Annotated in this window: 13 protein-coding genes; 5 read left to right on the plus strand and 8 right to left on the minus strand. The window is 43.0% G+C overall.

All coding sequences use genetic code 11. The features are described from left to right. Nucleotides 1–43: 43 nt before the first annotated feature. From P0G38_RS05435 to P0G38_RS05450, 4 genes are all read right to left on the minus strand, one after another. Nucleotides 44–850 (minus strand): ABC transporter ATP-binding protein, encoded by an 807-nt coding sequence (locus P0G38_RS05435; protein WP_015510090.1) that lies wholly within the window; start codon nucleotides 848–850, stop codon nucleotides 44–46. Further along, nucleotides 850–1,770 (minus strand): ABC transporter permease, encoded by a 921-nt coding sequence (locus tag P0G38_RS05440; protein WP_005229245.1) that lies wholly within the window; start codon nucleotides 1,768–1,770, stop codon nucleotides 850–852. Before P0G38_RS05440 ends, P0G38_RS05435 begins: the two co-directional genes overlap by 1 nt. Before the next feature lie 29 nt (nucleotides 1,771–1,799). Continuing rightward, nucleotides 1,800–2,777 (minus strand): ABC transporter substrate-binding protein, encoded by a 978-nt coding sequence (locus P0G38_RS05445; RefSeq protein ID WP_010749214.1) that lies wholly within the window; start codon nucleotides 2,775–2,777, stop codon nucleotides 1,800–1,802. A gap of 498 nt (nucleotides 2,778–3,275) precedes the next feature. After that, nucleotides 3,276–4,436, minus strand: coding sequence for a hydroxymethylglutaryl-CoA synthase (locus tag P0G38_RS05450; RefSeq protein ID WP_074536687.1), 1,161 nt, complete (start codon nucleotides 4,434–4,436; stop codon nucleotides 3,276–3,278). Nucleotides 4,437–4,628: 192 nt separating this feature from the next. On the opposite strand from P0G38_RS05450, the gene P0G38_RS05455 reads away from it, so the two are divergent. Next, nucleotides 4,629–7,103 (plus strand): hydroxymethylglutaryl-CoA reductase, degradative, encoded by a 2,475-nt coding sequence (locus P0G38_RS05455; RefSeq protein ID WP_275854301.1) that lies wholly within the window; start codon nucleotides 4,629–4,631, stop codon nucleotides 7,101–7,103. 38 nt (nucleotides 7,104–7,141) lie between these two features. Here P0G38_RS05455 and P0G38_RS05460 read toward each other — a convergent pair whose 3' ends face one another. The 3 genes from P0G38_RS05460 to P0G38_RS05470 form a co-directional block, all read right to left on the minus strand. Beyond that, nucleotides 7,142–7,861, minus strand: a complete 720-nt coding sequence (locus P0G38_RS05460; protein WP_010749217.1) for a hypothetical protein — start codon at nucleotides 7,859–7,861, stop codon at nucleotides 7,142–7,144. Nucleotides 7,862–7,975: 114 nt separating this feature from the next. Further along, nucleotides 7,976–8,257: a hypothetical protein gene (locus tag P0G38_RS05465; RefSeq protein WP_015510084.1), complete on the minus strand. Its 282-nt coding sequence runs from the start codon at nucleotides 8,255–8,257 to the stop codon at nucleotides 7,976–7,978. Between the two features lie 26 nt (nucleotides 8,258–8,283). Continuing rightward, a complete protein-coding gene (locus tag P0G38_RS05470; RefSeq protein ID WP_005229282.1) occupies nucleotides 8,284–9,129 on the minus strand; it encodes an aldo/keto reductase in 846 nt (281 codons plus the stop codon). A 163-nt stretch (nucleotides 9,130–9,292) separates the two neighbouring features. Here P0G38_RS05470 and P0G38_RS05475 point away from each other — a divergent pair, with 163 nt between their 5' ends. Next, nucleotides 9,293–10,297 carry a nucleoid-associated protein gene (locus P0G38_RS05475; RefSeq protein ID WP_005229284.1) on the plus strand — a complete coding sequence of 335 codons (1,005 nt, stop codon included), beginning with the start codon at nucleotides 9,293–9,295 and terminating at the stop codon, nucleotides 10,295–10,297. Between the two features lie 195 nt (nucleotides 10,298–10,492). Here P0G38_RS05475 and P0G38_RS05480 read toward each other — a convergent pair whose 3' ends face one another. Next, nucleotides 10,493–10,852 carry a YxeA family protein gene (locus tag P0G38_RS05480; protein ID WP_060792344.1) on the minus strand — a complete coding sequence of 120 codons (360 nt, stop codon included), beginning with the start codon at nucleotides 10,850–10,852 and terminating at the stop codon, nucleotides 10,493–10,495. 246 nt (nucleotides 10,853–11,098) lie between these two features. On the opposite strand from P0G38_RS05480, the gene tuf reads away from it, so the two are divergent. The 3 genes from tuf (at nucleotide 11,099) to dnaG (ending at nucleotide 15,125) form a co-directional block, all read left to right on the plus strand. Continuing rightward, nucleotides 11,099–12,286: an elongation factor Tu gene (gene tuf, locus P0G38_RS05485; RefSeq protein ID WP_275854308.1), complete on the plus strand. Its 1,188-nt coding sequence runs from the start codon at nucleotides 11,099–11,101 to the stop codon at nucleotides 12,284–12,286. Nucleotides 12,287–12,498: 212 nt separating this feature from the next. Beyond that, nucleotides 12,499–13,128 (plus strand): lysozyme family protein, encoded by a 630-nt coding sequence (locus tag P0G38_RS05490; protein WP_005229291.1) that lies wholly within the window; start codon nucleotides 12,499–12,501, stop codon nucleotides 13,126–13,128. Between the two features lie 158 nt (nucleotides 13,129–13,286). After that, nucleotides 13,287–15,125 carry a DNA primase gene (gene dnaG, locus P0G38_RS05495; protein ID WP_015510081.1) on the plus strand — a complete coding sequence of 613 codons (1,839 nt, stop codon included), beginning with the start codon at nucleotides 13,287–13,289 and terminating at the stop codon, nucleotides 15,123–15,125. Nucleotides 15,126–15,128: the final 3 nt, after the last annotated feature.

Consider the following 15,128-nt stretch of genomic DNA (forward strand, 5'->3'; position numbering starts at 1 on the left):
GGCACGTAGAAAGGAGATTCTTTCTACGTGCCTTTTTTGCTTGTTAAGAGCGTAAGAGCAATTGGTCATCTTTCAACTCAGCACCACTATTTTGATGGAACATTTCCATCAATTCAGGGACCGTCAAATGCTGCTTTTGCTCACCGGCAATGTCTACGACGATCTTGCCTTGATGAAGCATGATCAGGCGATTGCCGTAACGAATGGCATCTTCCATGTCATGAGTGACCATGAAAGCCGTCAACTGTTGGGACCGAATCAACTGATCGGTCAATGCCATGACCGTCAATGAGGTTTTAGGATCAAGGGCCGCGGTATGTTCATCTAATAAAATCAATTTAGGCTGCTGCAACGTTGCCATCAAGAGGGTGATGGCTTGCCGCTGTCCGCCTGATAGCAAACCAATCTCAGCAGAAAGGCGATTTTCTAAGCCTAAGTTTAAGCTGGCTAACTTCTCTTGGAAAAACGCGCGGTTTTTCGCTTTGACGCCTGTCGCAAATCCGCGGACTTGGCCGCGTTTGTAAGCCAATGCTAAATTTTCTTCAACGGTCAAACGAACCGCGGTCCCCATACGTGGATCTTGAAAGACCCGACTAATATCTTTTGACCGTTTGGTCACGGATAAACGGGTAATGTCTTTCCCATCTAAGGTGATTTTTCCTTGTTCTGTTGGGATCGTTCCTGCGATACTGTTTAAGAGGGTCGATTTTCCAGCACCATTCCCACCGATGATCGTAATAAAATCACCGGTATTCATCGTCAGGTCAATGCCTCGTAAGACATGGTTTTCATTGATCGTTCCTTTTTCAAAGGTTTGGTGTAGATTCTCGATTGTTAAGACTGAAGTCATTAGGATTGGCCTCCTTTGGTTTTTGGCAGCATCTTTTTAAGTCCTAGTTTTGAACGAAGCTGCGGTAAGGAGAGGCAGATGACTAAGACGATTGCAGATGCCAATTTGATATCGTTGGCCTCGACATTGAATTCGAATACGACGGCCAAGATAAAGCGATAAACGATTGCCCCGATCACGATGGTGATCAATCGCAAAAGCAAAGATTTATTGGCAAATAAAACTTCAGCAATAATGATCGATGCTAAACCGATCACGATCGTACCGATTCCTGAGTTCAAATCAGCAAAGCCATTGTTTTGGGCTAAGAGGGCACCAGAGAGGGCGATACAGCCATTAGAGATCATATAGCCGATAATCTTCATGTTATCAGTGTTGATGCCGTTGGCCTCGCTCATAGCTAAATTGTCGCCCGTCGCTCGCAATGCTAAGCCGATCTCTGTACGGAAAAAGAGGAACAAGCACAAAATGACGATTGCCGCGAAGAGAAAGCCTGCAAGAATCACGGCATTGTTTTTGGTCAGTCCCATGGCTTGAAATTGGGTGAAGACCGTGTCTTGCCCCAGCAAGGCGATGTTGGGAGCACCCATCACACGATTTGTGATGGAATACAGTCCAGTCATCGTGATGATCCCCGCCAATAAGGCAGGGATTTTTAGTTTTGTGTGCAGCAGACCAGATACTAAGCCGGCTACCATGCCGCCGCCAAAGCCCATCAGACTCGCTAAAATAGGCGAGAGACCATTCGTAATACTGATTGCTGCGATCCCAGCGCCTAAGGGGAAACTCCCTTCTGCAGTTAAATCAGCGATATCTAAAATACGGAAGGTTAAAAATACACCAATCGCCAGCAATGCCCAGAGGATCCCTTGAGAGGTGGCAGATTGTAGTAAGAGCAAGAATGTGTCGACTAAATTCATATGATTTCCTCAAATCTAAGTTAGTATGGTTATTCTGGTGCAGTGATGCTGGCAGGGTCAATCCCTAAAGCAGCAGCCATCTCTTCATTGACGACTAACTCTAAATTATCCGCTGTTTCAACGGGTGTCGTTGCTGGCTCTGCATCGCCATCCAAAATTTTCGCTGCTAGTTTCCCTGTTTGAATGCCAAGGGATTTATAATCAATACCGTAAGTTGCTAGGGCACCATCATCGACTTGTTCTACGGAACCAGCGACGATCGGTGTTTTGGTTTCTTTGGCAACTTCGCCGACGATTGCAGCAGCAGAGGCAAAGGTATTATCTGTTGGAACATAAATGCCGTCAACATCTTTTGCAAGGCTGGTGGTTACTTGTTGCACATCATTGGTTGTATTGGCGGTCAATACTTTTACATCAACGCCCGCAGCTTTTAAGGCTTCTTCTGCCAAGTCAGCTTGGATTTTTGAATTGGCTTCACCTGCGTTATACATAATGCCGATCGTTTTGGCATCAGGCACGATGCTTAACAGCAAGTTGATCTGTTGCTCAATCGGTACCATGTCTGAAGTACCGGTGATGTTGCGACCAGGTTCTTCATTTGAATCGGCCAATTTCGCTCCAACTAAGTCAGTGACTGCGGTAACTACGATTGGGGTGTCGGTGGTTTCATTTGCTAAAGATACAGCAGCAGGAGTGGCAATGCCTAATAAAAGATCTGGTGAGGCATTCACTAGGCGTTCGCTCATACTTTTTAAATTGTCTTGACTGTTTTGCGCATTTTGGTATTCAATCGTTAGGTTTTCACCTTCCGTGTAGCCCGCTTCTGCTAAGCCTTCTTTGAACCCTTCGTAGGCTGCATTCAAGGAGCCATGTTCGACCAATTGTAAGACACCGACTGTTTTTGTTCCGTCGTTTTCTTCCGAAGTGTTGCTTGATTCTCCGCAAGCTGCCAATGCCAGTAGGGAAGCTGTCAGTAACCCAGTCGTGATCCATTTTTTCATTTTCATTGTAATTCCTCCTATGATCGTCTCTTTTTTTATGGGGGTTTACCTGAACAAAAAAATCCATTCAGACAATCGTCTAAATGGATTCGATCCTATACCAAGCGTAAACGTATATTGGCAACCATTTAGAAGATTTTCTACATGGCTGCAAGTTCAAGTTAAAATGCTTTAGCCATCATAGATACAAACAAAACTCGTTTTTGGTTTGCATCCATAATGTGATATGAATACAAACTATCTAAAGTAGCTAAAGTAAAAGGTATTCAGTTGTGGGGATACGGTCGTGTTTAACATAAAAAGTTCCTCCAAACTTGAATTGATTTTAGTATAGACAAAAAAAAGCGGACTGTCAAATGTTTTTCCTGAATTATCTGAAAATTTTTGAATAACATGCAGAAAATGTTTGGAAAACAAGTTTCGTTTCAATCATTTTCAAAGAAAGAAAAAAACTTTGTTCCTTCAGGCTTTTTAGCTAAAAAAGAAGCAAAGTTTTTTTCAGGGTCATTCGTTTTCTTCTTTATAATAACGAATGGTATTTTTGATTTCACGAATACTATAAAGCAGATCATCTTCGAAGGATTGATCTTGATCGATATCGATCGTCTCATTGAACATCGCTTCGTATTCAGCGATCGTTAGCTTTTGACGGTCATCGAGCAACGCTTGGTGTGCCGCTTGCGCCAACTGTTTTTCATAGCCGGGTACCAACAAGCCGCTGAAAAATTCAGCAACCGCTCCTGATCCGTAGCTAAATAATCCGATTCGATCATTTGCTTGCAGGCTAGAGGAATTTTCCAATAAAGAGATCAAGCCCAGATACAGTGAACCAGTATACAAGTTACCGGTACGACGGCTGTAAACGATCGATTCTTCATAGCGAGCCATCAGGCGTTTTTGTTCTGTTTCATCTTCTTCGGCAAAAACAGCCAACAAGGCTTTTTTACCCATTTTTGTATAAGGGATATGGAAGCTCAAAGCCGCATAATCTTTTGCTGTCCGCTGATTTTTTTCGCAATGGGCTTGCCAAACTTGTTTGAAAGAATCGATATAAACGGCATTTGACAAATGACCATCTACCATTGGATATTGATGTCCTACTGGACGCCAAAAATCATAAATATCTTGCGTCAACATCAAATTATCATTTTCAAGCTGCAAAATTGCTGGATCCGCCGAGATCAACATAGCAACAGCTCCCACACCTTGAGTGGGCTCGCCACCAGAAGCTAAGCCATAACGGGCGATATCTGAAGCCACGACCAAAACTTTGCTTTGTGGATTGGCTTGTACATGGGCTTTGGCAAATTGTAAGCCCGCCGTTGCGCCGTAACACGCCTCTTTGATTTCAAAGGACCGTGCAAATGGCTGGATACCTAATAGGCGATGCAAAACCACTGCCGAAGCTTTTGATTCATCGATGCCAGATTCTGTTCCGACGATCACCATATCAATTGCTTGTAAATCTTCTTTCGTAAGGATATCTTTTGCCGCGTGCATGGCAAAGGTGACGATATCTTGTGTTTTTTTATTGACCGCCATTTGATCTTGACCGATCCCGATCGTAAATTTATTCGGGTCTACCTCTCGGGCGTGAGCTAGATCAACCATATCTATAAAATAGGGGGGGACAAAGAAATTTATTTTATCAATACCAACGTTCATTCCGTCGCTCCTTTATGTTCTACATACTTAGTAGGCTACACGTTCTAAGGTATCATATTTTTTGAAAAAAATGAAAAAGAATTGATTAGAATTTAAACTTTATTAAAGAAAGTAGAAAAGGGTGCGACAACCGAATGTGGGGTATTCTTTTTTGGAGGATTTAATGATATATTTCAAGAGGAGGTGACGTACGTGGAAGAAGTTGTCATTATCGACGCACTAAGAACGCCAATTGGCAAATACCATGGGTCATTAAAAGAATATTCAGCAGTAGAATTAGGAACAGTTGCTGCAAAAGCCTTGTTGACAAGAAACCAACAAGCAAAAGAACATATCGCACAAGTGATTATCGGAAATGTGCTACAAGCAGGCAGTGGTCAAAATCCAGGACGCCAAGTTTCCTTGCAAAGCGGGCTTTCCTCAGATATTCCAGCCTCAACGATCAACGAAGTATGTGGTTCGGGAATGAAAGCGATTCTAATGGGGATGGAGCAAATTCAATTGAACAAGGCATCCGTCGTATTGACTGGTGGGATTGAAAGTATGACGAATGCGCCGCTCTTTAGTTATTATAACAAGGCGGAAGATCAGTATTCAGCCCCGGTGTCAACAATGATGCATGACGGATTGACAGATGCATTCAGCAGCAAGCCAATGGGACTGACGGCTGAGACGGTAGCAGAAAGATACGGGATCACTCGCAAAGAGCAAGATGAGTTTGCCTACCACTCACAAATGAAAGCTGCCAAAGCGCAAGCAGCAAAGAAATTTGATCAAGAGATCGTGCCGTTGACTGAAAAATCAAGAACCGTTTTACAGGACGAAGGCATTCGCGCCGCTACGACAGTCGAAAAATTAGCTGAATTAAAAACAGTTTTCAAAAAAGACGGTACGGTGACTGCTGGGAACGCCTCAACCATCAATGATGGGGCGGCCATGGTCTTGATCGCGTCAAAAAGCTATTGTGAAGAACATCAGATTCCTTATCTGGCAGTGATCAAAGAGATCGTCGAAGTCGGTTTCGCCCCAGAGATCATGGGAATCTCACCAATCAAAGCAATCGATACGTTACTGAAAAAGCAAGCACTGACGATTGAAGATATCGGTATTTTTGAGATCAATGAAGCCTTTGCAGCTTCTTCGATCGTAGTAGAACGTGAACTTGGTTTGGATCCGAAGAAAGTCAACCGTTACGGCGGGGGCATTTCACTGGGACATGCCATTGGAGCGACTGGCGCGCGGATCGCAACGACCGTCGCTTATCAGCTAAAAGACACCCAAGAGCGCTATGGAATCGCCTCTTTGTGTGTCGGTGGCGGATTAGGGCTAGCGATGCTGTTAGAAAATCCTTCGGCGACAGCAAGTCAAACGAATTTTGATGAAGAGTCGGCATCAGAAAAAACAGAAAAAAAAAAGTTCTACGCCCTCGCGCCTAATGAACGATTAGCCTTTCTTGAAGCACAAGGAGCGATCACAGCAGCAGAATCCTTGGTTTTTCAAGAAATGACGCTAAACAAGGAAACTGCTAATCATTTGATCGAAAACCAAATCAGTGAAGTAGAGATCCCGTTAGGCGTAGGGCTGAACCTGCAAGTGAATGGCAAAGCATACAATGTCCCGTTAGCCACAGAAGAACCCTCGGTGATCGCAGCGATGAGCAATGGAGCAAAAATGGCTGGGCCCATTACGACGACCAGTCAAGAACGTTTGCTTCGGGGCCAGATCGTCTTTATGGATGTTCAGGATCCGGAAGCGATTTTGGCAAAAGTTGAATCCGAGCAAGCAACGATCTTTGCAGTGGCGAATGAGACGTATCCTTCCATCGTGAAACGCGGCGGTGGATTGCGAAGAGTGATCGGTCGGAACTTCTCGCCAGCAGAATCTGACTTAGCAACCGCTTATGTGTCGATCGATTTAATGGTTGATGTCAAAGATGCGATGGGCGCCAATATCATCAATTCGATTTTAGAAGGAGTGGCAGAGCTTTTTCGCAAATGGTTCCCAGAAGAAGAAATTCTCTTTAGTATTTTAAGCAATCTCGCTACGGAATCGTTAGTAACAGCCACTTGCTCGGTGCCTTTTGACAAATTGAGCAAGAACGGAAATGGCAGACAAGTTGCCGAAAAAATTGTTCATGCAGCTGATTTTGCCAAGATCGATCCATATCGTGCCGCTACCCATAACAAAGGGATCATGAATGGCGTTGAAGCGCTGATTTTGGCTACCGGAAACGACACTCGCGCCGTTTCTGCCGCTTGTCATGGCTATGCTGCCCGTAATGGCCGCATGCAAGGGTTGACTTCCTGGACCATCATAGAAGACCGTTTGATTGGTAGTATCACATTACCGTTGGCGATCGCCACAGTCGGGGGTGCCACGAAAGTATTGCCAAAAGCCCAAGCGGCGTTGGCATTGACTGGTGTTGAAACGGCGAGTGAGTTGGCTTCGCTGGCGGCAAGTGTCGGGTTGGTTCAGAATCTGGCAGCGTTGCGGGCATTGGTTTCAGAAGGTATCCAGCAAGGCCATATGAGCATGCAAGCCCGTTCATTAGCCATTTCAGTAGGAGCAAAAGGATCCGAGATTGAACAGCTGGCAGCTAAGCTGCGAGCTGCGACTCAAATGAACCAAGAGCAAGCCCGTAAATTTTTAACCGAAATACGCAATTAAAAAAGGTTCTCTAGGCATTTGTCTAGAGAACCTTTTGTTTATCGTTTCGAAATCGCCGTGTGGGCATACGCCTCGATCAATGGAATGACTTCTAATTTTACTTTGTATTTGCGTTCTAGCGCAGTTTCAATGGTAAAAGTATCACTTTCTGTTTCAGAAATCGTTGCTAGAACACGATCTTCTTTCGGGGAAGCTTCGATCACGATCGTTTCTCCTGAAGATTGTTTGGCAGAAAATTTAGGGAATGCTGCGATTTTTTCAGCAAATGCTGAAAAAGTCATTGTGTTGTCAGCAGTATCAGCCATTGTTTCAGTTGCTTTTTCTACTTCTTTAGTTGATGCAGAGGTAGTCGGTGCAGCCGCTTCAGCTGGTGCTGATTCTTCCTTCACTTTCGCTGGTTCTTTTGCAGGAGCGGGTGCCGTACTTTCTTGCGGATTGGTCGGCAACCAGTAAGCAGCGATCTCATCGACTAAGTTATCGCTGAAACGATCAAGCAAACCAGCTTCTAAGCGTTGGATTCGTTTCACGACGATCTTGAAGTTCTCATCTAAAGGAACAGCGATTTTTTGTTCTTTTGGCGTTTCCTTCAACAATTCAATCAATAATTCCTCTTGGTTTTTAGGATTGATATACACAGTCGTCGGAAGGTCAAACTTATCTGCTGTTTTGCGCTCGATCGCTGTAAACAACTGTTGTCGAGCTGTTTCATAAGACGGGCGGAATTGTTGTTTCAATTTTGCTAATTGTTTCTTTTTCATAATCTTCTCCTCTCGATCACTATCGATTATAAGGAAAATTTGCAGAAAAGAACAGTGATTCTCATGAAAAAATACAAAAAAATTTATATACTTCCTGAAAAAACACCAACGCTGCTAAAAAAGCGGCGCTGGTGTTTCTACTAGATCATTGATTTGATGGTACTTGGGCATCAGGACCAAAAGGTCATTTTCTCCAGTTGCGACTAAGTAGTTTTCCCAAAGAAAAAAGCGTGGTTCCCCAGTAAGTTTCTCGGTCAGCATCTGCTGATAGTCGCTGGTCGTCCATTGACGTGCTGGAAAGTGTTGGACTTTGTCTGGCCAAACGAGAAAAACAAAATCAGCATGTAAGGCTTTTTGAACAGCAGGGGAGAGATGATTCAAATCAGTTTTTTTCATAGGCTTCTCCTTTATAGAGAGTGAAATTAAAACCCTGTCGTATCTGGATTGGTCGCTTTCCCAACCACACCATCTAATTGATCGATCGTTTTCATGTCCTCTTCAGATAGCTCAAAATCAAAGACGTGAATGTTTTCTTCGATCCGACTTGGTGTGACTGATTTTGGTAATGGCAAGAAACCATGTTGTAAAGACCAGCGTAATGCAACTTGAGCGATTGATTTTTGATGCTTTTCAGCTAATGCTTTCATTTCTGGTACATCAAAGATCTTCCCAGTACCTAATGGGCTGTATGCTTCAAGCAATACATCGTGTTCTTGGCAATAAGTCACGACTTCTTCTTGTAACTCGCCAGGTGCAAGGAAAATTTGATTGACCATTGGGAAGATAGTAGCTGTTTTTTTCAATTCTTCAAAATGATGTGGTAAGAAGTTGCTGACGCCGATCGCTTTGATTTTGCCTGCTTGATACAACTCTTCAAAAGCACGCCATGTTTCTGCGTTCGCTGTTTGCCAATTGTCGCGAAAAGCCACTGGATTTGGCCAATGGATCAAGAAAAGATCGATATAGTCTGTTTGTAATTTTTCTAAAGATTCTTCAAAAGAGGACATCACAAGATCATAAGAATGGTTCGCATTCCATAATTTTGTAGTTAAGAAAAGCTCTTCGCGGGGAATGCCGCTTTCTTTGATCGCTTGACCAACACTGGCTTCATTTTTATAGCCTTGTGCTGTATCAATATGGCGGTAACCTACTTCTAGTGCTTTTTTGACTGATGCTACGGCAACGTCGCCGTCTGGTGTTTGCCATGTGCCAAAGCCTAGCTCAGGGATGGTCACATTGTTTGATAACGTATAGCTGTTCATGTTCATTCCTCCGTTTTCTGTGATACTTCTAGTTTAGCAGACGAGGCAGGAATTTCCAATGATTGCACCTTTTAAAAAGAAAGCGAATGTTGAAGGAAAATGCCGATTCGCTCTTGTCAGTTCGCCTATTTATTTTGTACACTAGACAAATGGATAAGGAGCGTAACCAATGGATATTTATTTGAAACATGCGATTTTACACATTGTGGACCGTCAAACAGGCGATCCAGTTTTTTCTCAAGTTGAACTTGATTTAACAACGGAATACATTCGTGATTATTTGACGAAGAAAATACAGAAACTTGCTACACCGCAAACCAAAACAGGTCGTTTACTCGAAACTTCAACGATCGCTCAATTGGTCAAACAAGCACCAGACGACTTTATCGCAGCCAGTGAAGCGATCGTGCAACGCTGGTATGAAGCGTACAAGGAAAGTGAAGATGCGCCAAGTGCGGATGCGTTTGTCGTCTTATATGAATTAGATACAAGAATGCAGCTGGCTTTTTTGAAGGTCAATTATCAAGATGGCTATACGCATTTTATTGATAATGGGGAGGCTGGGATCGAAAATAATTTGATTTTGCATCGTGCCTTACTAGCAGGTAAAACCCAAAAGGCAGATGAAGGGATCACGATCGATGTGGAGAGCTTAGACTTTGAACTGATTGAAAAGAAATATAGCTTTTCAGGTGAAAAATACGCCTACTTTTCAACAAAAGTCATTGATGCCGAACCGATCCCATCTTTAGAAGAAAATGTCAAAGTCATCAAAAAAGTAGCCGAAAAAATTGGTCAGAAATTTGAAACACCCACCTATAACGTTGTTGCCGATTTGAAAGAAGCGGTCTACGATACGATCGAAGAGTCTGGTCATATCGATGTGAGTGAAGTGGCGCAAAAAGTCTTTAAAGACAATATTACTGCTCAGCTTTCATTTCAAGAAGAAGTGGTTGAAAAAGGATTCGTCAATCAAGCACCGATGATGCGGGATGTTCGTGAGATCTCGGAGAAAAAATTTGGTAAGCAAAAACTAAAATTATCGAATGGAATCGAATTGATCGTTCCTTTGGATGTTTACCGAGATCCGAATTTGATCGAATTTATCAATAATCCCGATGGCACGATTTCCGTAACGATCAAAAATGTAGAAGAAGTGATTAATCGGATGTAACAAGAGCTGTTTCTAAGCAGACGATGGCAGAACAAGTACAAAAAAGCGGCTCTTTGTCAATAATGAAAATGGAGCTGAAGAATCAATTCTGATTCATCAGGCCCATAAATTATAGAGCACAAAAAGCAGGGCGTCCTCATTTAGAAAGAGGACGCCCTGCTTTTTTACAGACGCTTGCTTGATCGACAGCAGCAATTATTGAGGGGTCAACTTTTCAAGAGCCGCTTGAGGAACGTCTTCTTCAGAAACTTCTTCCCAGCTTATAACGCCTTTGTTTGGATTGACCAATAGTTTCAAATAGGCACCTTCTTTCAAAGGAGCGGAACGGTGTTCATTCATTTTGACCGTTTTGACGTCACCAGAGGCGCTGTAGGCTGTTTGTGTATAACGATAGATGTTTTCAACGACCCCCTCGTCACTGACTTCGGTATCGTGTTCGCCTTCACCGTTGATAACTGTATAGTAGTCACTTCCACCATAGTAATAGTCATAAGTAAGGAAGCAGCCGCCAAGGAAAATTGCTGTAAAAACCAGCGCTGCAATGATTTTCTTCACATTTCTCACCTCATCTTCTATTATTCATAAAAACTAGGCTTGCGTCCAATGGATCACAAAAAGCAAAGAAATTCTTAGGGATTAGCTGCCGAGACCTCTTGCTTGACTTTGACTAATTTTGACCTATAATAAGGGTAGATTTAAACTTACAAAAAATAAGTTAATCCTTATCTCTTTGGAAGCGTAAATCGCAAAAATATGATTCGAGTCAACCAACGACTCAACTTTCTCTAGGAGGGAAACAATATGGCAAAACAACATTATGATCGTAGCAAACCCCATGTCAACATCGGAACAATTGGACACGTTGACCATGGGAAAACAACCTTGACTGCTGCTATTACCACAGTTCTTGGGAAAAAAGGGCTTGCCAATCCGCAAGATTACGCAAGTATCGACGCGGCTCCTGAGGAACGCGAACGTGGTATCACTATCAATACTGCCCATGTAGAATATGAAACAGAAAAACGGCACTATGCCCATATCGATGCACCAGGACATGCGGACTATGTGAAAAATATGATTACAGGGGCTGCCCAAATGGACGGCGCAATCTTGGTCGTATCAGCGACAGATGGCCCAATGCCGCAAACACGGGAACATATTTTGCTTTCTCGTCAAGTAGGTGTGAAACATTTGATCGTCTTTTTGAATAAAACGGACCTTGTCGATGATGATGAGTTGATTGATTTAGTGGAAATGGAAGTCAGAGAATTGCTGACTGAATATGATTTTCCAGGGGATGACATTCCTGTGATCAAAGGCTCTGCTTTAAAAGCCTTGGAAGGTGATCCAGAAGCAGAAGCAGCGATCTTAACGCTGATGGATACGGTAGATGAATATATCCCAACGCCAGAACGTGATACTGACAAACCATTGTTGTTACCGATCGAAGATGTCTTTTCGATCACAGGACGGGGAACCGTTGCTTCTGGTCGGATTGATCGCGGCATGGTAAAAGTCGGGGATGAAGTAGAAATCGTCGGAATCAAACCTGAAACACAAAAAGCAGTCGTGACAGGGGTAGAAATGTTCCGCAAAACGATGGACTTCGGAGAAGCTGGCGATAACGTAGGGGTATTGTTACGGGGCATCACCCGTGATGAAATTGAACGTGGCCAAGTGTTAGCAAAACCAGGTTCTATCACACCGCATACGAAATTCCAAGCGGAAGTCTATGTGTTGACAAAAGAAGAAGGCGGTCGCCATACCCCATTCTTTAATAACTATCGCCCACAATTTTACTTCCGTACAACGGACGTAACTGGGAATATCGTTTTACCAGAAGGAACGGAAATGGTGATGCCTGGTGACAACGTAACGATCGATGTGGAATTGATCCATCCGATCGCTGTAGAAAATGGAACGACCTTCTCGATTCGTGAAGGTGGACGAACAGTCGGTTCTGGTATTGTCACCACGATCGAAAAATAATGATGAGTGAAACAGTGCTTCCTTTTGAAGAAGCGCTGTTTCCTTTTTCTTGTCAAAAGATCGCCAATCCCTCAGTCAGCTTAGGATTGCTTGTTTTTTTCTAAATAATCTTGTGATTTTATTAAGGATTTTTTAGGAGAGAAAAAATTCTAGTCAGCCCGTTCATTTCATAGTACGATAGATTCTGACTTAGAAAAGATGGGATGTATTTGATGAGAAAAATTCGACGTTTCCTAGGATTTATACTGAAGCTGGCCCTCGTGTTGCTGCTGATCGGGGCAGGGGTTTGGGTCTATCGAAACTACACGGCATTGAAAGCTGTCTATGCGTATGAAGAAGCAATCGCGCAACAGACGCAAGCCCACGACATCTCTGAATATCAGTCATTAGCCATGAGCATCATGCTGACGGAGTCAAAAGGACAAGGCAACGACCCGATGCAAAGTTCTGAAAGTGTTTATGGAAAACAAAATCAGTTCGATACGCCAGAACAAAGCATCGAACAAGGTGTTTCCTATTTAGCAGAGTTGATTGAAAAAGCCGAGCAAATGAACTGTGATCTTTGGACCGCCGTACAGGCATATAATTTTGGTACAGATTATATTGATTATGTCGCTGCCCGAGGGGGAGTGAACACCTTAGAGTTAGCAGAAACATATTCCAGAGAGGTTTTATCTCCATTGTTAGGCAATGATACGGAACAAACCTATCGTTACTGGGGCATCCAATCCGTTTTTTATAATGGTGGTCACCTGTATCATAACGGCGGCAATTTATTCTACGCTGATTTAATAAAAATGAATCAATGGAAGATCAATGTTACGGCGCGTTTCTTTTCATAAGCGTTGTAAAATAACTGAAACAAAAAAGCTTGAAATACAAATAAAATATGGTAAAATCATTATGAGTGATTCTGTCTAATTATTCTTCGCACTGATATCTATTAGTGCGTTTTTTTACCTAGTAAACCGATGAATACTTACCAAATGGAGGTGAGTGGATGGCACGAATTCCTCAAACGGTCATTGACGACATTCGCGAACGTAGCAATATCGTCGATATCGTGGGACAGTATGTCCAGTTAAAGAAGTCTGGAAAAAATTATTTTGGTTTGTGTCCGTTCCATAATGAAAAATCACCTTCTTTTTCCGTTGCAGAGGACAAACAAATTTTTCATTGCTTTGGTTGTGGTCGTGGTGGAAATGTGTATGGTTTCTTACAGGAGCTTGAAGGCATCAGTTTTCCAGAAGCAGTCGTCAAAGTAGCAGAAATGAACGATATTCCTCTTGATCCGCAATATCAGCAGTCTGAAGGCATCAATGAAGCGACCTCACAAACGAGTCAATTGATTGCGTTACATGAAAAAGCCGCCGAAGTCTATCATCACATGTTGGTGAATACAGCTGCTGGACAAGAAGCGCTTGATTATTTATTAGATCGTGGATTGACGATGGCACTGATCGAAGAGTTCAATATTGGCTTTGCACCGAATGAACGCTCGTTTTTGGAGAAAGTTTTTTTGAATGAAAAAGCCAAAGCAGAGTTTTTTCCTGATACAGGACTCTTTGTTCAGCGCAACGATGGCTCACTGGCGGATCGCTTTTACCAGAGAATCATGTTTCCGATCCGCAATCCTCAGGGGAAAACGATTGGTTTTTCTGGTCGGTGGTTAGCAAGCGAAAAAGTCGGTGATCAAGACCAACCAAAATATTTAAATAGTCCTGAAACGATTCTTTTCAATAAACGCGAGGTTCTTTTCAACTTTGACAAAGCGCGACGAGCGATGCGTAAAGATGGTCAAGTGTATTTATTTGAAGGATTTATGGACGTGATCGCCGCTTGGCAAGCAGGGATCGAAAATGGGATCGCCTCGATGGGGACCAGCCTGACCAATCAGCAGATCGCTCACATCGAGCGAGTGGCACAAGAAGTGATTCTTTGTTACGATGGAGATAGTGCAGGGGTTGAAGCCACGAACCGTGGGATCGATCTTTTGCAAAACAATAGCCGCTTGAAATTATCTGTGGTTCGAGTGCCGGAACGGATGGACCCAGATGACTATTTGCGCAAATATGGGACAGAAGCTTTTTATAAATTAGCTGTACATGGGAAAGAAACCGTCTTTGCTTTCAAAATGGATTACCATCGAGCAAATCGAAATTTGGCCAATGAGAAAGAGCAGCTAGATTATGTCCAAGTCGTTTTAAAGGAATTACAGCGGGTGGATTCTTTGCTGGAGCAAGACCGTTATTTGACTCAGTTGTCCACAGAGTTCAACTTGAGCCGTGAGACCTTGCAGCAGCAGCTCAAGCAAAACCGGCAAGAGCAGCAGCCGCGGCAAGATGCACCGCCGCCAGCGCCAACAACCAATAATCCTATGGTCTTTACGCCGCCAACGCGGCAGCAGCCCAAAACACAGGTAGAAAAAGCACAAGAATTATTATTGTACCGTTTGTTTCATGACAGTACGTTAAACCATCGCTTTCGAGCGAGTGGCATATCCTTTATCCATGATCGTTACCAACAGCTTTATCTGCTGTTTGATGCGTATATGGAAACAGAAGAACACTTTGTTTTAGCAAAGTTCTTAGATTTTTTAAAAGAAGATTCAATGAAAAAAATGGTGATCGATATTGCAGATCTTAAAGCTTCTGAGGAAGGGACTGAACAAGAATTTCAGGACATTCTGCAGGTATTTCAAAAGTCGGGCATTGCTGAAGAAATCAATCAAAAACGAATCCAGCAGCAAGAAGCAAGACAAAAAGGAAACCAGCAATTAGAACTTGAACTTGCGATCGAAATCATTGATTTGACCAAACGGTTGAAACAAGCTAAATAGCGA

The organism is Enterococcus casseliflavus (assembly GCF_029215545.1).
Classification (GTDB): Bacteria; Bacillota; Bacilli; order Lactobacillales; family Enterococcaceae; genus Enterococcus_D; species Enterococcus_D casseliflavus.